The organism is Rhodococcus sp. UFZ-B548 (genome assembly GCF_903819475.1).
Taxonomy (GTDB): Bacteria; Actinomycetota; Actinomycetes; order Mycobacteriales; family Mycobacteriaceae; genus Rhodococcus_F; species Rhodococcus_F erythropolis.
In genome coordinates, this window is the sequence record NZ_CAIJDS010000011.1 from 1 (window position 1) to 21,471 (window position 21,471).

Here is a 21,471-nt window from a genome sequence, read left to right on the forward strand (position 1 = left end):
GTTCTTCTCCACAGCGCCCATGTCCGCGAACCCGTGCCACAATGCCGAAGCCATCATTGTCCCCTTCGAATACAAACGATGCTGGTGTGCATACGATGTGCTGCGACTATATCGACACCGGGAATCGGCGCACGACGGCGCTCGCCGGGCACAGGCATTTCCGGGTACACACGTAATCTGTCGACCATGACTTTTGCCGACAATCTCGCCGCACTGCCCACCATCGATCATCTGGCCGCCATCGAGGTACTCGACGCCGACGGAACCGTCATCGACACCGTCGAGAACAAGCCCGGAAAGTCCGGCTCGGTCAAGGTGTACAACCATCTCGCTCAGGTCTACGGCGCGCTCACACCCGAAGCCGCCTCGGCAGGACTGACGATCTTTGCCGAACACACCGAGGACGCGCGGGCGAACCCCGGTAAGCACCCGAACGTGGACCGCCTCGAGCAGGTGCTCGCCTCCGGCAATCCACTAGGACTTCGCAGCGTTCCGTCCGCGTAGCCCGGCTCCCAGCCGTCCGACGGCATTGACCGCCAACGCCATCAGGGCCATCGCGATGCCCAGTACGACAAATCCGATGAACAGGGCCAGATAGCCCTGGTGGCGAGGATCCATGAACGGATACGGATACCAGTCGACGATCGGCCCTCGAATCAACGTGTACACCGCGTAGATCACTGGAAACAGCAGCCACTGCAGCGAGCGGATTTCGGAGATCCTGTGCCTCGAAGCGAAGAACACCCAGTCGAGGAGCATCACCAGCGGAAGAATGCGGTGGAGCGCCGAGTTGATCCACGCGTCGTTCAAATTGACGTCGATGTTCGCCAGTAGAACGGCGTAGATGATTCCGGTGATCACCATGTAGAGCGTCACCGCACCGCGAACCGACTGCCATGTCCGAGACTGCGGATCCCGAAGGGCGCCGACCAGCAATACGATCACCGCAAGGATGTTGCTCTCGATGGTGAAGTAGCTCAGATAGTTCGACAACGAGAATCCGTCGGCGTTTCGAATCGGAATCCACAGCAGCGCCGTGAGTCCGTAGAACGCGAACAACAGGCGAAGTACTCGCACGGCAACAGGCGTCGACGCAACCGGTGCAGCAGCCTCATTTGCGGTATTTGTCGTCACTGGTCGATATTTGCACATCAAAACGATCTGCGAGCGGTAGTTGTGAACGCGTTCGATAGGCTGTCATCAGCATGTCTACAACACCACCGGCCCCACTCTCCCCCAAGCGGAGTGACCTGAAGAGCGCGCTGGCGCAGGTCTCACTCCGCGACGAGAGTCGACTCCGTCGCAAACTCGACCGTGCCCGCACACCAGACGCTTTGGTGGCGCTGGCCGAGGAAATTGAAACGGCGCGCACACGGTTGGCGGCACGATCCGCCAATGTTCCCGCAGTCTCGTATCCGGAAGCTCTGCCCGTCAGTCAGCGCAAGGACGACATCGCGACCGCGATCTCGGAGAATCAGGTTGTCATCGTCGCCGGCGAGACCGGCTCGGGTAAGACAACTCAGATCCCGAAGATCTGTCTCGAACTCGGACGTGGCGTCCGCGGCCTGATCGGACATACACAGCCTCGCCGGCTGGCAGCACGCACCGTTGCCGAACGTATCGCCGAAGAACTCGACACCGAACTCGGCGACGCCGTCGGATACACCGTGCGGTTCACCGACCAGGTCTCGGACCGCACCTACGTCAAGCTCATGACCGACGGCATTCTCCTCGCCGAAATTCAGCGCGACCGTATGCTCCGACGCTACGACACGCTGATCATCGACGAAGCGCACGAACGCAGCCTCAACATCGACTTCATCCTCGGTTACCTGGCTCAGCTGCTCCCCCGCCGACCCGATCTCAAGGTCATCATCACGTCGGCGACCATCGATCCCGAGCGCTTCGCCAAGCACTTCGCTGTCGACGGTAAGCCCGCGCCGATCGTCGAGGTATCCGGGCGAACATTCCCCGTCGAAATGCGTTACCGGCCACTGACCGTCGAGTCCGGCGACATCACCTTCGACCGCGATCCCGTCGACGCGGTCTGCGAGGCGGTCGACGAGCTGAGCGCGGAGGGCGAAGGCGACATCTTGGTCTTCCTCTCCGGCGAACGCGAAATTCGCGACACCGCAGACGCTTTACGCGATCGGCGTCTTCGCAACACCGAAATCGTCCCGCTGTACGCGCGGCTGTCTGCTGCCGAGCAACACAAAGTGTTCTCGCCGCACACCGGCCGACGCGTCGTCCTTGCCACCAACGTGGCCGAGACCTCGTTGACCGTTCCCGGCATTCGGTACGTCGTCGATCCGGGAACCGCACGCATTTCGCGATATTCGGTGCGCACCAAGGTTCAGCGGTTGCCGATCGAGCCCATTTCGCAGGCGTCAGCTCGTCAACGTTCCGGGCGTTGCGGCCGCGTCGCCGAAGGAATCTGCATCCGCCTGTATTCCGAGGAGGACTTCGAGTCACGGCCGGCGTTCACCGAGCCGGAAATCCTGCGGACCAATCTCGCATCCGTCATCTTGCAGATGACGGCCCTCGGTCTGGGCGACATCGCTGCCTTCCCCTTCGTCGAACCGCCGGACCAGCGCGCCGTCAAGGACGGAATCGGACTGCTCGAAGAACTCGGCGCCATCGCGCGAGGTTCCGAGGCAAGCCACCCCGAACTGACGCCGGTCGGCCGCGAGCTGGCCCAGATTCCGGTGGATCCGCGGATGGCACGAATGCTGGTGGAAGCCAAGAACAACGGTTGCCTTCACGAAACCCTTGTCATCGTCGCGGCGTTGTCCATCCAGGACGTTCGCGAGCGGCCCGCCGAGTTCCAGCAGGCCGCCGACGAAAAGCACGCCAGGTTCAATGTCGAGAACTCCGACTTCCTGGCATACCTGAAACTGTGGGACTACTTACGCGAACAACGTAACGATCTGTCCTCCAACCAGTTTCGCAAGATGTGCCGGAACGAGTTCCTGCACTGGCTCCGCATCCGCGAATGGCAGGATTTGCACGGGCAACTCCGGCAGATCACCCGCGGCCTCGGCTGGACGGTGGGTGAGACACCCGCAAGCGAGAACGCGATCCATCAGTCACTCCTCGCCGGTTTGCTCTCACACATCGGGCTACGCGAGGGCGAGAAGCGGGACTACCTGGGCGCCAGGGGCAGCCACTTCGCGATCTTCCCCGGATCAGGACTGTTCAAGAAGCCACCACGCTGGGTCATGGCCGCCGAACTCGTGGAAACGTCGAGACTGTGGGCTCGCATGTCCGCGCGCATCGAACCCGAGTGGGCTGAAAAGCTCGCCCCGCACCTGGTGAAACGGACCTATTCCGAACCTCACTGGTCCTCCAAGCGCGGCTCGGCGATGGCATACGAGCGGGTCACTCTCTACGGAGTTCCTCTGGTGACCGGCCGCGCAGTGACGTACTCACGAATCGATCCCGAGGCCTCTCGCGATCTCTTCATCCGCCATGCGCTCGTGCAGGGCGAATGGCAGACGAACCACAAGTTCTTCCACGAGAACCGTGCACTGCTCGACAACGTCGAGGAACTCGAGAACCGCGCGCGCCGCCGCGACATCCTCGTCGACGACGAAACTCTCTACGAGTTCTACGACGAACGTATCGGCCAGGAAGCCGTATCCGCCAAGCATTTCGACCAGTGGTGGAAGACCGAGCGGCGCAAGAATCCGAGTCTGCTGACTTTCACGCCGGAAACGGTGGTCAACTCCGACGCGGCTGCAGTACTGGGCGGCGAGTACCCGGACGCCTGGCGCCAGGGCGACATGCAGTTTCCGCTCACTTACCAATTCGAGCCCGGAAAGGACGACGACGGCGTCAGCGCGCACATCCCGGTCGGCCTGCTCGCGCAACTTCAGCCGGTCGGCTTCGACTGGTTGGTCCCCGGTATGCGCGTCGATCTGGTTACTGCTCTGATCAAGACGTTGCCCAAGAACATCCGACGCGCTGTCGTACCCGCACCTGACTACGCCGCCGCAGCATTGGCAGCAGTCAAACCTCGATCCGAGCCGTTGATGACCGCAATGGCCCGCGAACTCTCGCACTTGGGCGGGATCCAGATCGACGCCAAGGACTTCGATCCCGCCGCGCTGCCCGACCATCTTCGGATGACATTTGTCGTCGAGGACGAATCGGGCACGGTTCTCGCGAAGGGTAAGGATCTGGCGCAGCTACGACGCACGCTCGCCCCGCGCGTACAGAAGGAAGTGGCCAAGGCGGCAACCGGTACCGAACGGGCAGCGGCAACCGTCTGGACATCCGAAACGCTCGGCGCACTGGAACCGACCATCACTCGCTCCATCGGCGGACAGCAGGTAACCGGCTACCCAGCACTGGTGCCGGAAAACGGCGGAGTTGCCGTTCGTGTCCTGAGTACGCCGGCTGCGCAGGCGCAGGCGATGCGGGAAGGCACTCGGGCGCTTCTTCTCGCGGCCGTTCCCACCCAGCTCAAGGCCGTGACCGCCGGCTTGTCGAACACTCAGCGTCTGGCTCTCGGCCAGAATCCGGACGGCGGCTTGGAGGCACTCGTCGAAGATTGCCGGGTGGCAGCTGCCAACGAAGTGATAGCTGCCCACGGCGGACCGGTACGCACGCCTGAGGCGTTCGACGCCCTGGTGAAGATCGCACGCTCCGAACTGGCCGGACGCGTCTCCGCGATCCTGCGCATGATTGTTCCGATCCTCGAACAAGCACACCAACTGAGCGTCGTTCTGGACCGCTCACGCGGCGAAGCAGCAGACGACGTCCGAGAACAGTTGACCTCACTGCTGTTTCCGGGATTTGTCGCCGAATTGGGCTCGGCCCGCCTACGCGATTTGCCGCGGTATCTTGCCGCAGCAAAATTCCGTCTCGAAGCTCTACCCGCAAGTGCACAACGAGATCAGCAGGCGATGGACGTCCTCGACCGGGTGTACGCAGCGTACGACCGGTTGTTGAGTTCACTTCCCGAAGAGCGTCGCACTGCTCGAGATGTCGACTCGATCAGCTGGATGATCGAAGAACTGCGCGTGAGCCTGTTTGCGCAGTCCCTCGGTACACCCACACCGATTTCCGAAAAGCGAGTCCTGAAAGCTATCGAAGCGATCAAGCGTTGACGTTCAGCGAGAATTGCGCGATCAGTAGATTGTCTGAATGTTGACGTTGGTGAGGAAACCACCAAAGGTGGCAACAGTGTTGGCGAACCCGAGGGTTACCAGGCTGTTCACGACTCCGAGAACTGCAACTAAGTTCATAACGCCTCCGTGAAGATCCGAGATGCGGACGAACGTACTTGGTCGACACTAAGCGAATAACTTGCCCGATTTGTTCGATTGTTCGCTTTGTGTTCTCAGCGTTACCTACGGCCGCTTTGTGCTCTCAGCGTTATCTAAGGCAAAGGCCTCAGTCGACGGAAACGGTCTCGGCGCCGGAAGCCTTGTCGGCAGCACGGGTCTCGGCATGTTCGCGCATGTCGGTGATCTCACGTTCGAAATCCGCGGCAGAACTGAAGGACTTGTACACCGATGCGAATCGCAGGTATGCAACCTCGTCGAGATTTCGAAGCGGATCGAGAATCGCGAGCCCTACCTCGTTGCTGGGAATTTCGGCAGAACCCGAAGCACGTACGGCATCTTCGACCTGTTGGGCCAGCAAATTCAGCGAATCGTTGTCCACTTGGCGGCCCTGGCATGCGCGACGCACTCCTTTGACCACCTTTTCTCGGCTGAACGGCTCCGTCACGCCGCTGCGCTTCACAACCGAGAGAACTGCCGTCTCAACCGTGGTGAATCGGCGGCCACACTCGGGGCACGAACGGCGCCGCCTGATCGCCTGGCCCTCGTCGGCCTCGCGCGAATCGACCACTCGGGAATCAGGGTGCCGGCAGAACGGGCAATGCATCGGGGTTCCTTCGTTGTCGCCGAAATGGCCGCAACTCAGATTCACTACCGACTGCAAATCCTCCGACGATTTACAGAGCAGATCCACGTACTCAACGCGACCACCCGAGGTGGTGGGACTGTCAAGTGGACAGCTTACTCGCTGTGAACCGACTGCTCTCACGCTCGGTACGCCCCCGCCTGGCACGGGGTACGGTCAGCGGCCCGAGGCCGGCACGATCAGCGTTTGCCCAACGGACAGTCCGGAACTCGACATCGCATTGAGATCCATGATCTGCTCGATCACCGAGCCGACAGCCTGGCCAGGCGCAACCTTGGCAGCAATATCACTGAGGGATTCACCCGCAGCAACACGAACCACTTCGGTCGCACCGTTTGTCGCAGCGACATCACCACTCGACAAAGCGCCGATCCCCACCAACGCCAACACTGCCAGTGCAGTGAATACGGCGCCAAGGAACACTGTCTTCCAACTGACGTCCTCGGCAGCCACTTCATGTTCGACCCGTGAGACACCGACTCTGTTTCGGTGCGCGAAACTTCCTCCGTACGGGCGTGACGAATCGTGCTCGCCGTCCCACCGGCGAGGAGATTCACGCAATGAACGCGAACCTGAAACCGCGCCCACCGCCGGAACACGACGAACGACGGCCGCCTGCGGTTCGTTGTCGACATACCTGGCCACGCCCCGCATTTCGGCCGTGCCGCGCCGTTCGAACGACACACCGTCAGCGTCGGATCCACCATCGGGCCCATAGAACGAGGGGTGGTACTTCAACGCCGACGTGCCGTCGAAACCAATCGCGTCATCACCAATCGCGTCATCACCAATCGCGTCGTCGAAAACCCTGTTGCTTCTCAGTGCTGCGTTACCCATCGTGACCTCCGCTGGTCGACACCGATCGATGTGTTCGATCATGCGTTCGATGGAACGCATGTTCGAATTTCTACCACGCCTGGCCGACAATGTCTCTACTTCAAGCGACACGAATCGAACAGATGTTTGAAACCGCGAGCAAATCCGGCTAGATTCGTGTCAGACCACACAGCGGGAATTGCGAAAGCCTCCGTGTTTGTCGACAGCTCGAATGTTGGCAGGAGGCACCGACAGGTTTCTGCGCGATTTGCACCAGGCACTTTTTCAGACACAGCTTTTTCAGACACAGCCTTTACAGACACGACTTCTTCAGACACGACTTCTTCAGACACGACTTCTTCAGACACGGAGGCAACAGGCCATGAAGGACGATCGCTCCAGCACAGCCGCGGAGGCAGGAGCTTCTGCAGTTCCGTCTCCGTCGAGCGAGACGCTCACCGAGCGTCAGCGGCGCGTTCTCGAAGTCATCCGCGATTCGGTGACGGAGCGCGGGTATCCGCCGAGCATTCGCGAGATCGGTGATGCGGTGGGGCTCACCTCCACGTCGTCGGTCGCACATCAACTGCGAACGTTGGAGCGCAAGGGCTTCCTTCGACGCGATCCCAATCGCCCTCGCGCAGTCGATGTTCGAGGTCTCGACGAGGTTGCGGCCGATACCGCCATCGCGTCGGTGTCAAAGCATTCCGGCGAGTACAACAGTGCCGACCCGCTACCGGAGCCGGCGTTCGTCCCCATCCTGGGTCGCATCGCTGCCGGCGGACCGATCCTTGCCGAGGAAGCGGTAGAGGACGTGTTCCCACTCCCCCGCGAACTCGTCGGCCAGGGTTCGCTCTTCATGCTCAAGGTTGTCGGCGAGTCGATGATCGATGCAGCGATCTGCGATGGCGACTGGGTTGTCGTCCGTCAGCAGAACGTCGCGGAGAACGGTGACATCGTGGCCGCCATGATCGACGGCGAAGCCACCGTGAAGACGTTCAAGCGTACGAAGAAGGAGGTGTGGCTGATGCCGCACAACGAACTCTTCGAGCCGATTCCCGGCAACAACGCCGTCATCCTGGGCAAGGTTGTCACCGTCATGCGGAAGATCTGAGTTCGCTCGCACCTCGATCACAAAACTCTGGGCCCCGGCATCAGCTGGGGCCCAGAGTCTTTTCGTGACGATCAGCGGTCCATCACCCGAATCAGAGATTCAGCGAACGTCCGATGATCTCCTTCATGATCTCGGTTGTGCCACCGTAGATGGTCTGCACACGAGAGTCCATGTACGCCTTTGCAACCGGGTATTCCTTCATGTAGCCGTAGCCTCCGTGCAGCTGGAGGCAGCGGTCGATGAGCTTGACCTGAGCTTCGGTGGTCCACCACTTCGCCATCGCAGCTTCCTGCACGGTCAGCTTCTCGGCATTGAGCTGCTCGATGAACTTGTCCACCAGGATGCGCACTGCCGTGGTCTCCGTTGCCAATTCGGCCAGTACGAATCGGGTGTTCTGGAAGCTACCGATCGACTTGCCGAATGCCTTGCGGTCGCGGCAGTACTGGATCGTGCTCTCGAGAACCGATTCCATTGCGGCAGCGGCAACGACGGCGATCGAGAGTCGTTCCTGGGGAAGGTTCTTCATCAAGTAGAAGAAGCCCATTCCCTCTTCGCCCAGCAGGTTGGCAGCGGGAACGCGTACGTCGGTGAAGCTGAGTTCGGCGGTGTCCTGAGCCTTCATGCCGATCTTGTCGAGGTTGCGTCCACGCTCGAAGCCAGGCATGTCCCGCTCGACCACGAGGAGGCTGAAGCCCTGAGCACCCTTGTCCGGGTCGGTGCACGCGACAACGATGATGATGTCGGCGTTGATTCCGTTGGTGATGAAGGTCTTCGAACCGTTGAGGACCCAGTGGTCCCCGTCGCGAACCGCTTTCGTCTTGATGCCCTGCAGGTCGCTACCGGTACCCGGTTCGGTCATCGCGATCGCCGAGATCAGCTCACCCGACGCGAATCCGGGTAGCCAACGCTGCTTCTGCTCCTCGTTGCTCAACTCCAGGAGGTACGGTGCCACGACGTCGTTGTGCAGCGTGAAGCCGATACCGCTGAACCCACCCTTGGTGGTTTCCTCGGTGATGATCGCGTTGTAGCGGAAATCCTTGACACCGCCGCCGCCGAATTCCTCAGGGACCGCAGTTCCCAGGAAGCCCTGCTTTCCGGCCTCGACCCAGACGTCACGATCGACGATGTTCTGCTCTTCCCACTTCTCGTGGTTCGGTGCCACGTGCTGTGCCAAGAACTTCTGGTACGACTCCCGGAAGAGTTCATGTTCCGGTTCGAACAGGGTGCGCTCCACGCCGACTCCTTGCAATTCGATATATGGCACTTCAGTGATGTACCCGCTGGGGATATACCCGCTGGGGTGTATTCGCTGAGACTGGGCACGCCGAAGTGCGCGGGCCCACGTCACTGCCTCCGACGGTAGAACCTGTTGCGATACCCGTCGATGACCCGAACGATCACGATTCGTGACTGTAGCGGTTATCTGTTACTCGAAGTACGGAATTTGGCGAGATATCGCATGATCGGGTACGCGACGAGGATGCCGATCGATCCCCAGGCGATGCCGCCCAACTCGACCGAACCGATGGTCAGCGTCAAGTTCCCGATGCCGGCGACCAACGCCGCCGCAGCGACCGTCAGGTTGACCGGATCGGTGAAGTCGACCTTCGCTTCCATCCAGATGCGCACACCGAGAATGCCGATGAGGCCGTAGAGAACCATCGTTGCGCCGCCGATGACGCCGTTCGGCACCGTGAAGACCAGTGCGCCGAATTTGGGCGAAAATGCCAGGATCACAGCGGTAGCGGCGGCTACCCAGTACGCGGCGGTCGAGTACACACGCGTCGCTGCCATGACACCGATGTTCTCGGCATACGTGGTGGTTCCGGATCCGCCACCGGCGCCCGCCAAGGTAGTGGCGAGACCGTCGGCAAACAGTGCATTGCCGGCCAGATCGTCGAGGGACTTACCCGTCATAGCGGACACCGCTTTGACATGTCCGACGTTTTCGGCGACCAGAACGATCACCACGGGGAGCGCGAGCACGATCACCGACCAGTCGAACGACGGTCCGTGCAGACTCGGCAGCCCGAACCAGTCCGCTTCGCGCAGAGCGGACACTCGTTCACTGTCGAGTCCGCCGATGACCGCGGCGAAGACCCAGCCGATCACGACGCCGACCAGAATGCCCAGCCGGCCGAGCAACCCGGGACCGACGACCGTGACCAGCAGGATCGAAACGAGCGTCACCGTGGCGATCAGCGGCTGCGATTCGAAGGAGCCGACCGCCGTCGGAGCGAGGTTGAGACCGATCAGCGCGACGACAGCGCCCGTCACCACCGGCGGCATGACGGCGTCGATGACCCGGCTGCCGATCAGACGTACGGCGACGCCGATCAACATCAACACGATGCCGACGGCCATGACGGCACCGAGTTGCGCGGCCGGGCCCGATCCTGCCGACGCTGTCAGCGGGGCGATGAACGCGAAGGACGAACCGAGATAGCTGGGGATCCGGCCCCGGGTGATGAGCAGGAACAGCGCGGTGCCGATACCCGAGAACAACAGCGTCGTCGTGACGGGGAAGCCGGTGATGGTCGGAACGAGCAGTGTCGCTCCGAACATCGCGATGACGTGTTGCATCCCGATTCCGATGGTGCGCGGCCAACTCAGTCGTTCGTCCGGCGCCACGACGGCTCCGTCGGCGATCCGCTTGCCGTCTCCGTGGACAGTCCAGCCGATTCCGCCGGCCCCGGTCATTGTTTCTCGTTCGATCACAGGTCGAAATACTAGAGGTCAGGCGCTCGGTCTCCGACCGAGACCGATCAAACCAGTTCAGCTGATTGCGTCAGCCGCCGCTTTGCGCGCTGCCACCGGATCACCGGTTGCCAGCACCGCTGCCGCAGCCGCCTCACATTGCGCCATGGTGACGGATCCGACCTTCGCGCCCACACCCGCGACCGACGCCGCAGCGCACGACAGCGAGGAAACTCCGAGTCCGGCCAGAACACACGCCAACAGTGGATCGGCGGCCGCCTCACCGCAGACGCCGACGCGCTTGCCTGCCGCCTGACCTGCCTGGGCCGTACGTGCGACAAGGGCGAGCACCGCGGGCTGCCATGGATCGGTCAGGTCGGCGAGTTCGGAGGACATCCGATCAGCGGCCATCGTGTACTGAGCGAGGTCGTTGGTACCGATCGAGAGGAATTCGACGTGTTCGAGAATCTGGTCGGCCAACAGCGCCGCCGCCGGGATCTCCACCATCACACCGGGAACAAGATCGCGTGCCCGCACCGCATCGGCAAAACGTTTCGCCTCGGCCGGGGTGGCGATCATCGGTGCCATGACCCACGGGGACGAGTTGGTCGACGCCGCGGCTGCCGCGATCGCGTCGAGCTGGCGGTCGAGAATTCCCATGTCCTGCCAGGCGATACGGACCCCACGAACGCCGAGTGCCGGATTCGCTTCCTCTTGATGGTTGGCGAATTTGAGCGGCTTGTCCGAACCCGCGTCCAACGTGCGAATGATGACCTTCTTTCCTGCGAAGGCCTCGAGAACCTCGGCGTAGATCGCCGCCTGCTCGTCTACGGTCGGTTCGGTCTCACGGCCGAGGAAGCAGAGTTCGGTCCGAAAGAGCCCGATGCCCCCCGCAGCAGTCGACGCCGCGGCGCGAGCGCCCGCGCCGTCTTGAACGTTGGCGAGAACGTCTACCGGCCGGCCGTCCGCCGTCTGGCCCGGTCCGGTCCAGGTGCTGACGCGTTCGCGATCGATCCGGGATTGTTCGACCAGTTCACGCGCGCGCCCGGGATCCGGCTCCGCGATCACGTCGCCGGTTGTTCCGTCGATCAGAATCGGTATTCCTGCCGAGATGGATTCCAATTCCTTCGCGGCGACGATGCACGGGATGCCCAACTGCCTCGCGATGATTGCCGTATGGCTGGTCGGGCCGCCGTAAATGGTCACGAGTCCGATGATCTTGGATGCATCGAGGCCCGCGGTGTCTGCAGGAGCCAGATCGTCCGCGCACAGCACCGACGGTGTCTCTGGCATGGGAACTCCAGGTTCGGGTAATCCGGAGAGTTCGGCGATCACGCGATCGCGGATGTCCTCGAGGTCGGTGACGCGCTCGGCCATCAAACCGCCGACCTTGGTGAACAGCACCACGAACTGCTCCGTCGCCGCGATCGCAGCCTGCACCGGGGGCACTCCGCCGGCGATCGACTTCTTGGCCGCCCCGATCCAGCCACGATCAGCTGCCATCGCCGCGTTGGCCTGCAAAACCTCTGCGGCCGCGCCGGTAGCTTCGGCGGCCCGTCCGAGAAGGCGGTTCTCGACAGCCTTCGCCGCTGCGACGAAGGCGTCCACGGCGGCCTCTCGATCGGCCTCGTCGAGTGCCGGCGCATCGGTGACGAGTTCTGGTCGGCTGGACGGCCAGATCGCCGGTCCGTAGGCGATTCCAGGCACCACGGGGGTGCCGTGCACGGTGATTCGGTTGAGCTGTTCGGTCATCTGTCCTCCTTGAGCGATGGGCCCGGTGTCACACCGGATCACCTCGAGCGCGTAAAGCCCTCACCTTCGTTGTGACGAAGATTACTCCCAAGTCTTGACATGTCAACACACTCGGGCGTAAAACAACATAAAGCAACATTCACTGTGATCCACAACGCACCGTCGGATCACACTTCGGAATCGGAGAGCACGTGTACGCGGAAGAACGCCAACAAGCGATCGGCACCATGGTGTCGCAGCGCGGACGCATGTCCGTGGCGGCTCTGTCGGAGACCTTCGGTGTGACCACCGAGACCGTGCGTCGCGATCTGGCCTTCCTCGAGCGGATCGGACAGATCAGGCGTGTACACGGCGGCGCCGTTCCGACCGGATCCCTCCACGTCACCGAACCGGGCATGGCGGAACGCGATCAGACCCGCGCGCAACAGAAGGACCGGATCGCCCGCTGCGCGGTCACCTACCTCCCTCCCACCGGCGGCAGCGTGATCTTCGACGCGGGCACGACCACGGGCCGCATGATCCCCGAACTGCCGACCGAGAACGACTTCACAGCCGTCACCAATTCCGTCCCGATCGGCGCACGCCTGGCATCGATGAACTCGATTTCCCTGATACTGCTCGGCGGTCGAGTACGCGGGGTGACTCAAGCCGTGGTCGGCGAGGACGCCCTACGCCTGCTGAGCACGTTGCGAGTCGACGTCGCCTTCATCGGAACGAACGCGATCAGCGTCGGGCACGGACTCTCCACTCCGGACAGCGAAGAGGCCGCCGTCAAACGAGCAATGGTCAAAGCCGCCAATCACGTTGTGGTGGTGGCCGATTCCACCAAAGTCGGCCGCGAGCACTTGATCAGCTTCGCCCCGCTCGACAGCATCGACGTCCTCATCACCGACGAAGAGATCAGTCCCACAGACACATCCGAGTTCCACGACCACGGAATCGAGGTGATGATCGCATGATCGTCACACTGACAGCCAACCCGAGTATCGATCGGACCGTGCAACTCGAGCAACGGCTCGAACGAGGCTCCGTCCTACGCGCCCACTCCACTCGCAGCGACCCCGGCGGCAAGGGGGTCAACGTCGCGCGTGTTCTCGCCGCAGCCGACCTCGACGTTCTCGCGGTACTGCCGGGAAACGGTGGTGACCCTCTGCTCTCGGCGCTGGCAGCCGGTGGGATTCCCCACATCGGTGTCGCCACAACGGGTCTGGCTCGCACCAACATCACCATTGCGGAACCGGACGGGACAACAACGAAGATCAACGAACCCGGCGCAACGCTGTCCGGTTCGACGCTCGACGCCCTGGCACAGGAGTTGATTGTTCGCGCCGATACCGCACTGTGGTTCGCGCTGTCCGGCTCACTGCCCCCCGGCGTTCCGCTCGGGTGGTACGGCGAACTCGTCGCGGCACTGCGCGATCACCCGTGCAAGGTGGCGGTCGACACCTCGGACGCCCCGCTGACGGCACTCGCCGAAGCGTTCCCCGACTCGGCACCCGACCTGCTCAAACCCAACGGCGAGGAACTCGCACAACTGACCGGCGTCGACGGCCACGTCCTCGAACGTGCTGCCGAGAACGGTGATCCCGGGCCTGCGATCACGGCGGCGCAGCGATTGGTCGACCGCGGCGTCGGCAGTGTGCTCGCCACGCTCGGCGCAGCAGGTGCTGTCCTCGTCACCGCCGACGGCGCGTGGATCGCCACCGCTCCCCCGATTGTCGCAGTCAGTACCGTCGGCGCAGGCGATTCGTCGCTGGCCGGCTACATCCTCGCCGAAGCGGGAGGCGGCTCGGAATCCGAGCGGTTACGTCACGCGGTCGCCTACGGAAGCGCCGCTGCCTCCCTTCCCGGCACAACTCTTCCCACGCCCGAACAGATCGATCTGGCAGCGGTTTCGGTATCTGCAGCCGATGCCTCCTCTCCCATCCCCGTCCCCACCGAACTCGCCTGACGCCCTAAGGAACCTGACATGTCCGATACCAACGCAGCCGGCGGTTCCGGCCCCGAGATCATCAGTCCCGAACTGATCTCACTCGACACCGACCTGGGTACGACCAAGGAAGATGTCATTCGTTCTCTCGCAGCGCGATTGACTGCAGCGGGACGGGCGAGCGACGCCGCGGGGCTGGTCGCTGCCGCACTCGCTCGCGAAGCGCAGTCCGCGACCGGACTGCCGGGCGGAATCGCCATTCCCCACTGCCGCGCCGAGGCCGTCTCGTCCGCGTCCCTGGGATTTGCTCGACTGGATCCGAAGGTCGATTTCGGGGCACCCGACGGCCCCGCCGATCTGGTGTTCCTGATCGCGGCACCCGAAGGCGCCGGAGCCGAGCACATGAAGCTGCTCTCGTCCTTGGCCCGAGCGCTCGTCCGACCCGCGTTTGTCACGTCGCTTCGTGAGGCGTCGACGCCGGACGAGATCGTGCGACTGGTCGACGAGGTACTCAATCCCGCGCCGAAGGATGCTCCAGCAAAGGCTGCGGCAGCCACACCCACTCCTCCTGTTTCCACTGGGAAACACTCCACCGAGGAGGCCCCAACGCCCGCGGAGCGTCACATCGTCGCGGTCACCGCGTGCCCGACCGGAATCGCTCATACCTACATGGCTGCGGACTCACTCGTCGCCGCGGGTGAACGCGCCGGGGTCAAGGTTCACGTCGAAACGCAGGGCTCGAGCGGAAGCACCCCCCTTGACCCTTCGGTCATCGCCGGAGCCGCCGCGGTCATCTTCGCCACCGACGTCGGAGTGAAGGGCCGCGACCGGTTCGCCGGCAAACCCGTTGTCGCTTCCGGTGTGAAGCGGGCGATCAACGAGCCGGACAAGATGCTTGCAGAAGCGTTGCGCGCCTCCGAGAATCCCGCCGCCGCCACCGTGGACGGTACCGCCGCCGCGGCCGCGGATTCCGATGCCGGTTCCGTAGGGTTCGGCACCCACCTCCGTCAGGTCCTCCTGACCGGTGTCAGCTACATGATCCCGTTCGTCGCGGCCGGCGGTCTGCTGATCGCACTCGGCTTCCTGCTCGGCGGATACGAGATCTCCGGTCCTGCCAAGGACATCGTTCTCAACAACTCGATCACCAACCTTCCCGACGGTGGTCTGGCCACCTATCTCGGCGCAGTGCTGTTCCAGATCGGTTCGTTGGCATTCAGCTTCCTGGTGCCCGCGTTGGCCGGCTACATCGCCTTCGCTATCGCCGACCGGCCTGGCATCGCTCCCGGCTTCACAGCCGGCGCGGTCGCCGTGTTTGTCGGTGCCGGATTCATCGGCGGCCTGGTCGGTGGTCTCATCGCCGGCGTCGTCGCGCTCTACATCGGCCGGATCGCCGTCCCGCAGTGGCTGCGGGGCCTGATGCCGGTGGTGATCATTCCGCTGTTCGCGACGCTGGTTGTCGGAGCACTGATGTTCATCGTCCTCGGTCGTCCGCTCGCTGCGATCACCTCCGGTCTCACCGACTGGCTCAACGGACTGTCCGGCAGCTCGGCCATCTTCCTCGGCATCATTCTCGGCCTGATGATGTGCTTCGACCTCGGCGGACCGGTCAACAAGGCGGCTTACGCCTTCGCTGTAGCCGGACTCAACGTCAACGACCCGGCCACTTTGCGCATCATGGCGGCAGTCATGGCTGCCGGTATGGTTCCGCCACTGGCCATGGCACTTGCCTCGACGGTGCTGCGTCCCAAGCTCTTCAGCGAAGCCGAACGTGAGAACGGAAAGGCTGCCTGGTTGCTGGGTTCGGCATTCATCTCCGAGGGCGCGATTCCGTTCGCCGCTGCCGACCCGCTTCGCGTGATCCCCTCGATGATGGCGGGCGGCGCCGTCACCGGTGCGCTGATCATGGCTTTCGACGTCACTCTCAGCGCCCCGCACGGCGGGATCTTCGTCTTCTTCGCAGTCGGCGGAATCGGCTGGTTCCTGGTCTCGCTCGCCGCGGGAACCGTGGTAGCTGCGCTCGCCGTCGTCGGAGCCAAGGAGTTCTTCCGCAAGGGGCCGTCCGATGCCGAACTCGACCCCGAAATCGTGCCCGCTGCGGCATGATCGACAGCAAGCAACGCTGCAGTCACCACTGTTGTCACCAAATCCGCCCAAAGACCCCACAACGTCCGCACCGATAGATTCACAACGAGGAGATCCCATGCCCAGCAAGACAGTTGCCGTCGGTTCCGCAGTCGGCCTCCACGCCCGCCCCGCCGCTCTCATCGCCGAAGCAGTCGGAGCCTCCGGCGCCACGGTCACCCTCGCAGTCGCCGACGGCGAACCGGTGGATGCAGGTTCGGCCCTGATGATCATGACGCTCGGAGCCGCCAAGGACACCGAAGTCACCATCGAGTCCGACGACGCCGACGCACTCGCCAAGGTCGCCGAACTGGTAGCCGCTGATCTCGACGCCTGACCTGATGTCAGTCGGTGCTGTGTAGCGGGCCGGACACTCTCACGGAGTCAGTGTAGTAGTCCACGTTCATGTCGGCGGCGCGCGCAGCCTCGAACATGATCTCCTGCTGAGGGCGGTAGATGTCGTCGTCTTCACCCGCGACAAATACACCAGACAACTGCGGATACCGATTCTGCGCCATCAGGTCTCGGGCGTTGACCGCGTCGAAAGCGTCTTCGTCGCCGTTGAACATCGCAGCCACAGTGTCCTCGTGGTCACCGGTCGACGGTTCGTCCTGGCCGGAGAAGTCCAGGAACGACGGGTATCGGTCCGGGAAGTTCACGGCCATTTCGATCGCGCATGTCCCGCCGTACGAAAACCCACCGATAGCCCATTGCGCAGCGTCCGGATTCACTTGAAGGTTCGATTCGATCCAGTTCGGGACGTCCTGGTCCAGATACGTCGCGACGTTGCCGAGCGCAGAATCCATGCAGCCGGGGTTGGCGTCGTAGTCCCCCAACGCGTCGGGCACCACCACCACGGGAGCAAGCCCGGAATGCCTCGATGCATAGGCGTCGACGGTGGTCGCGAGCCGGCCACTGTCCAGCCAGTCACTGGGGCTGCCGGGCTCACCCGCCACCAACACCAGGACGGGCAACTCCGCACGTGGATCGGCAAGATAGGCCGGCGGGAGATACAACGTCGCCGGCCTCGCGTCGAAACCCGAGATGTTTCCCGGAATCGACGCTTCCGTCACGACGCCGTTGCTCGGCATCCGCACCGGAACCTCCCAATGAGTTTCGGTGGGAAGTCCCCGCTGTAGCCGAGGTTCGGCCCCGGGGAGTGAATCGAAAGCAACGTGCTCGACCGAGCCGACCGGCCAGTGCCCGACCAGTGATCCGAGCGTGGGGTAAATGCCGGTCTGGGCATTGACCTGACCCACCGCGACGATCGCGGCCAGACCGGCCAACACCGTCACGGAAAGGCCGCGGGCCAGTCCTGGACGCCGAAGGAGAACAAGCGCCGCGCCGATGACTCCGAATATCGCCAACGCTATCCACACAAAACTCGACAGGGGTAGCTGCGCGGGCAACGGTCGATAACTGAGCCACACGAACATCGCGCCGCCGGCGGACCCTACCACTGACAAGCCCAGTGCGACAAGCACGGCCCGACGCGGCAACCAACGAAGCAAAAGCAGCGCGCCGACGCCGACGCCGACGGAACCAACGAGCAGCGCTGCGGTGATGTGTCCGTGCTCGAGTGAGATACGCGAGAGCCGCGTCAGGAGTTGATGCCCGTGCATTCGTTCCAGTATCCACATCCACCGGCAGTCTGCGAATTCGTGGAATTGGTGGGAATCAGCGGCGTCGTCGAGATCTCACGAACGCCACACCTCCGAGCGCGCATCCTGCCGCGACCAATCCGGCCCACACGAATGTCCATGGATCGACCCCGACGCCGACCGAATCGCCAGACGAGACTGCCGTCGATTCGGTCGCTTCCACGAGCGCGCGCATCACGTGAACCGGCGGCAAAGCTCCACCCGCAGATTCCGATCCGATCAGAACATCGCCCGCGTCGTTGAACGCCACGGCCTCGCCCTGAGGCTCCGTCGGGAGCGGGATCCGCAACGGTTCGGTATCGGTGAGCGTCGCGCCGATTCCGCCGTCCACGACCTCGTACAGGTACAGATCGGAGTAACTCCGAAGCGCGATCGCCGAACCGTCCGACGACACCGCTCCCCCGGTGAACATCACCGACACGGGCTTCTCCGGTCCGAGAGATACGGCTCCGACGCGCTCGAGCGGCGTCGGGCCGGGTTGCGCCAAGTCACTCAGTTTCTGATCCCCGACGGGTGTGTAGACACTGCTGGAGCCGAACAATTCCTTGGTCACGACAAACACATGGCCGTCAGGGTCGAGCAGAATCGATTCGGTGTCGTGCGCGCCGTCCGGGTACGTGAGGCGGTGCAACGTACCGTCACCGGAATCGAGGTCCATCGTGATGAACGCCACCGTGTCGCGGGTTCGGAGGTTGTCGCCGGTATCCGACAGAACGAGCGTTCGACCACTCACCGCAAGATCTTCGACGTCGTATGGATCGATCGGAACCGGAATCTGTTTCTGGACAACACAGTTCAGGTCCATTTCGAATACGAAGTCGTCACTGCCGCCGTCACCCATCGCGTAGATCCGATCGTCGACGACGACCATCCCCGACAACTCCTGGAGCGCAGGATCGGTAGGTGTACAGAGTGGGGCGAACTCGCTCGGCTCGAACGACGACGCCTGTGCGAGCGCTCCGGGAAGCAGTGCGGTTGCCGTAGTCGCAGCAAGCACCGCGACCACGACCCCGAAACTACGCACTAGGTGCGTACTCCACCAATGCCGAGGCCAACATCTGTGGCACGCGTGCGTGCACCCGCGTTCCCGCCTCTTCGTGAGTCGATTCCAAAATCGTTCCGTCCGAGTGGATTCGAGCCATCAGATCACCGCGCGTGTACGGCACCAGCACGTCGACCTCGACCTCCGGCCGAACCAGCACCTCGCTGAGATGTGCTCGTAGTTCAGCGATTCCTTCACCGGTCCGCGCCGAGACGAACACGGCACCAGGCAACAGACCACGTAGTTGCGTCAAGGTAACCGGATCTGCCGCGTCGATCTTGTTGACCACGATCAACTCCGGCGGAGCCTTCGAATCCGTCTCGCGCAGAACATCGGTGACGACTTCCCGCACAGCCTTGATCTGTTCTGTCGGCAACGGATCCGAACCGTCGACGACGTGCAGAAGCAGATCCGCGTCGGTCACTTCCTCGAGAGTGGACCGGAATGCCTCGACCAACTGAGTCGGAAGGTGTCGCACGAAGCCGACCGTGTCGGTGAGTACGTACTCGCGGCCGTCGTCGAGTGCGGCGCGGCGAGTTGTCGGGTCCAAGGTGGCGAACAACGCGTTCTCCACGAGCACACCGGATCCGGTGAGCGAATTGAGCAGACTCGATTTGCCCGCGTTCGTGTATCCGACGATGGCGATCGACGGGATGTCGCTCTGCAGTCGACGTGTGCGCTTGGTGTCGCGGGCGGCCTTCATGCCCTTGATCTCGCGGCGCAGTTTTGCCATGCGCTCACGAATACGGCGACGGTCCGTCTCGATTTTCGTCTCACCGGGACCACGCAGGCCCACACCTCCGTTACTGCCGGCACGGCCACCGGCCTGGCGCGACATCGACTCGCCCCAACCACGCAGACGCGGGAGCATGTACTCCATCTGAGCGAAAGCCACCTGGGCTTTACCCTCACGAGACGTGGCGTGCTGAGCAAAGATGTCGAGAATCAGAGCCGTCCGGTCGATGACCTTGACCTTGACGATCTTCTCCAGCGCCGTGAGCTGCGCCGGCGTCAGCTCACCGTCGCAGACGACGGTGTCGGCGCCGGTCGCCAGGACTACTTCGCGCAGTTCCTGGGCCTTGCCGGAACCGATGTAGGTGGCAGCGTCGGGTTTGTCGCGGCGCTGAACCAGTCCTTCGAGGACCTCGGAGCCTGCCGTCTCTGCCAGTGCGGCCAGCTCGGTCATGCTCGCCTCGGCCTGCTCGGCAGTTCCCTGCGTCCAGACGCCGACCAGGACAACTCTTTCGAGTCGAAGCTGGCGGTACTCGACTTCGGTGACGTCCTCGAGCTCGGTCGACAGACCGGCCACGCGGCGCAGGGCGCCGCGATCTGCGAGTTGCATCTCACCGGTCGACGGGTTGCCCGATGCGGACGCTGCCGTGTATTCGGCTTGCGCGTACTCGGACTGCTCGTGAGCGGTGGACTCTTCGTTTTCATGTGTGTTCGTCATACAAGATCCATGGTCCCACGAAACCTGGCCACGGTGCATCCGTATTTCCTGCAGGCGTATTTCCCGCGGGCGATATCACACGAGCGATTGCCACCAGGCATCGCTGATCGTCCCGTTCGCCACCAGAACCGAGGGCCCCCGCAACGACCCTTCGCCGCCTTCGACGGTGACCTGCACTTCGCCGCCGAGCACGCGCACCAGCACCGAGCCTTCGTCGCGGCCGTCGAACTTCAGCGCCGCGGCCGCAGCTGCGACCGTTCCGGTTCCGCAGGAACGAGTCTCGCCCACACCACGCTCGTGTACGCGCATGTGGACCCCACCGTCGTGGATCGGCGTCACGATCTCGATGTTGACCCCGTGCGGGAAGAACCCGGGATCGAAGCCCGGAGAAACACTCAAATCGAGCGCACTCAAAACTTCTGCCGTCACGTGCTCGTCGACACACGCCAAATGCGGATTGCCGACGTCGATGCCGACGCCGGCGAAGACGCGGCCGTCGATTGTTGCCGAACTGGTGCCGAGGTCCTTGATCGGGCCCATCGCCACGGTCACGTCACCATGTGTGGCGTCGTAGCCGTGCACCACGACCGGACGCGCTCCGGCACGACTGCCGACCACGAACTCGTCCTTGCTCTCCAAGCCCGAGGCCTTGAGATAGTGGGCGAATACGCGAACTCCGTTTCCGCACATCTCCGCGATGGAGCCGTCGCTGTTGCGGTAGTCCATGAACCAGTCTTCGGCAGCGACGCCGTCTGGCAGCGCAGCGAGCACGCCCGCGTCCGCAAGTGCGCCTGCCCGGGCGACACGAAGGATGCCGTCGGCGCCGAGGCCACGCTGACGATCACACAACGCTGAAACTCGCGCCGGCTCGAGATCGACCCGAACGTCGAGGTCAGGGAGAACAACGAAGTCGTTCTGCGTGCCGTGTCCCTTACTGAAATCCATGGTCGCCATCCT

17 protein-coding genes are annotated in these 21,471 nt (G+C 63.0%); 7 read left to right on the forward strand and 10 right to left on the reverse strand.

Translation table 11 applies throughout. The features are described from left to right. Positions 1-186 precede the first annotated feature (186 nt). Positions 187-504 carry a DUF2322 family protein gene (locus tag H7C86_RS12145; RefSeq protein WP_020907542.1) on the forward strand — a complete coding sequence of 106 codons (318 nt, stop codon included), beginning with the start codon at positions 187-189 and terminating at the stop codon, positions 502-504. On the opposite strand, the gene H7C86_RS12150 is transcribed toward H7C86_RS12145, so the two are convergent. Continuing rightward, the gene (locus H7C86_RS12150) at positions 475-1,152 is read right to left on the reverse strand and encodes a Pr6Pr family membrane protein (RefSeq protein ID WP_020907541.1); all 678 of its coding nucleotides are present in this window, start codon (positions 1,150-1,152) and stop codon (positions 475-477) included. The two genes, H7C86_RS12145 and H7C86_RS12150, sit on opposite strands and share 30 nt — an antisense overlap. A 53-nt stretch (positions 1,153-1,205) precedes the next feature. On the opposite strand from H7C86_RS12150, the gene hrpA reads away from it, so the two are divergent. Further along, positions 1,206-5,111, forward strand: a complete 3,906-nt coding sequence (gene hrpA, locus H7C86_RS12155; RefSeq protein ID WP_047889277.1) for an ATP-dependent RNA helicase HrpA — start codon at positions 1,206-1,208, stop codon at positions 5,109-5,111. Between the two features lie 286 nt (positions 5,112-5,397). On the opposite strand, the gene nrdR is transcribed toward hrpA, so the two are convergent. Next, positions 5,398-5,895, reverse strand: a complete 498-nt coding sequence (gene nrdR / locus H7C86_RS12160) for a transcriptional regulator NrdR (protein WP_020907539.1) — start codon at positions 5,893-5,895, stop codon at positions 5,398-5,400. Between the two features lie 195 nt (positions 5,896-6,090). Continuing rightward, positions 6,091-6,831: a LysM peptidoglycan-binding domain-containing protein gene (locus tag H7C86_RS12165; RefSeq protein ID WP_047889278.1), complete on the reverse strand. Its 741-nt coding sequence runs from the start codon at positions 6,829-6,831 to the stop codon at positions 6,091-6,093. 301 nt (positions 6,832-7,132) lie between these two features. Between H7C86_RS12165 and lexA the strand changes: the two genes are divergently transcribed. After that, positions 7,133-7,861, forward strand: coding sequence for a transcriptional repressor LexA (gene lexA / locus H7C86_RS12170; RefSeq protein ID WP_020723648.1), 729 nt, complete (start codon positions 7,133-7,135; stop codon positions 7,859-7,861). A 91-nt stretch (positions 7,862-7,952) separates the two neighbouring features. Here the strand turns inward: lexA and H7C86_RS12175 are convergent, their stop codons facing one another. The 3 genes from H7C86_RS12175 to H7C86_RS12185 form a co-directional block, all read right to left on the reverse strand. Then, a complete protein-coding gene (locus H7C86_RS12175; protein WP_019748214.1) occupies positions 7,953-9,095 on the reverse strand; it encodes an acyl-CoA dehydrogenase family protein in 1,143 nt (380 codons plus the stop codon). A 185-nt stretch (positions 9,096-9,280) separates the two neighbouring features. Then, positions 9,281-10,561, reverse strand: a complete 1,281-nt coding sequence (locus H7C86_RS12180) for a uracil-xanthine permease family protein (protein WP_020907537.1) — start codon at positions 10,559-10,561, stop codon at positions 9,281-9,283. Positions 10,562-10,636: 75 nt separating this feature from the next. After that, positions 10,637-12,310: a putative PEP-binding protein gene (locus tag H7C86_RS12185; protein ID WP_182261598.1), complete on the reverse strand. Its 1,674-nt coding sequence runs from the start codon at positions 12,308-12,310 to the stop codon at positions 10,637-10,639. A 191-nt stretch (positions 12,311-12,501) separates the two neighbouring features. Between H7C86_RS12185 and H7C86_RS12190 the strand changes: the two genes are divergently transcribed. The 4 genes from H7C86_RS12190 (at position 12,502) to H7C86_RS12205 (ending at position 16,698) form a co-directional block, all read left to right on the forward strand. Next, positions 12,502-13,269 carry a DeoR/GlpR family DNA-binding transcription regulator gene (locus H7C86_RS12190; RefSeq protein WP_182261599.1) on the forward strand — a complete coding sequence of 256 codons (768 nt, stop codon included), beginning with the start codon at positions 12,502-12,504 and terminating at the stop codon, positions 13,267-13,269. Next, positions 13,266-14,261, forward strand: a complete 996-nt coding sequence (locus H7C86_RS12195; RefSeq protein WP_021344070.1) for a 1-phosphofructokinase family hexose kinase — start codon at positions 13,266-13,268, stop codon at positions 14,259-14,261. The genes H7C86_RS12190 and H7C86_RS12195 overlap by 4 nt, the downstream gene beginning before the upstream one ends. An 18-nt stretch (positions 14,262-14,279) precedes the next feature. Next, positions 14,280-16,343: a fructose-specific PTS transporter subunit EIIC gene (locus H7C86_RS12200; protein ID WP_182261600.1), complete on the forward strand. Its 2,064-nt coding sequence runs from the start codon at positions 14,280-14,282 to the stop codon at positions 16,341-16,343. Between the two features lie 97 nt (positions 16,344-16,440). Then, positions 16,441-16,698: an HPr family phosphocarrier protein gene (locus H7C86_RS12205; protein ID WP_003942144.1), complete on the forward strand. Its 258-nt coding sequence runs from the start codon at positions 16,441-16,443 to the stop codon at positions 16,696-16,698. A 7-nt stretch (positions 16,699-16,705) separates the two neighbouring features. Here the strand turns inward: H7C86_RS12205 and H7C86_RS12210 are convergent, their stop codons facing one another. The 4 genes from H7C86_RS12210 to dapF all read right to left on the reverse strand — a co-directional run bounded on the left by H7C86_RS12210 (position 16,706) and on the right by dapF (position 21,459). Then, positions 16,706-17,983: an esterase family protein gene (locus H7C86_RS12210; RefSeq protein WP_259349091.1), complete on the reverse strand. Its 1,278-nt coding sequence runs from the start codon at positions 17,981-17,983 to the stop codon at positions 16,706-16,708. Between the two features lie 55 nt (positions 17,984-18,038). Further along, the gene (locus H7C86_RS12215) at positions 18,039-19,046 is read right to left on the reverse strand and encodes a hypothetical protein (protein ID WP_020907531.1); all 1,008 of its coding nucleotides are present in this window, start codon (positions 19,044-19,046) and stop codon (positions 18,039-18,041) included. Then, a complete protein-coding gene (hflX, locus tag H7C86_RS12220) occupies positions 19,039-20,514 on the reverse strand; it encodes a GTPase HflX (protein WP_003942213.1) in 1,476 nt (491 codons plus the stop codon). Before hflX ends, H7C86_RS12215 begins: the two co-directional genes overlap by 8 nt. A gap of 75 nt (positions 20,515-20,589) precedes the next feature. After that, the gene (dapF, locus tag H7C86_RS12225; RefSeq protein ID WP_080910529.1) at positions 20,590-21,459 is read right to left on the reverse strand and encodes a diaminopimelate epimerase; all 870 of its coding nucleotides are present in this window, start codon (positions 21,457-21,459) and stop codon (positions 20,590-20,592) included. Positions 21,460-21,471 lie beyond the last annotated feature (12 nt).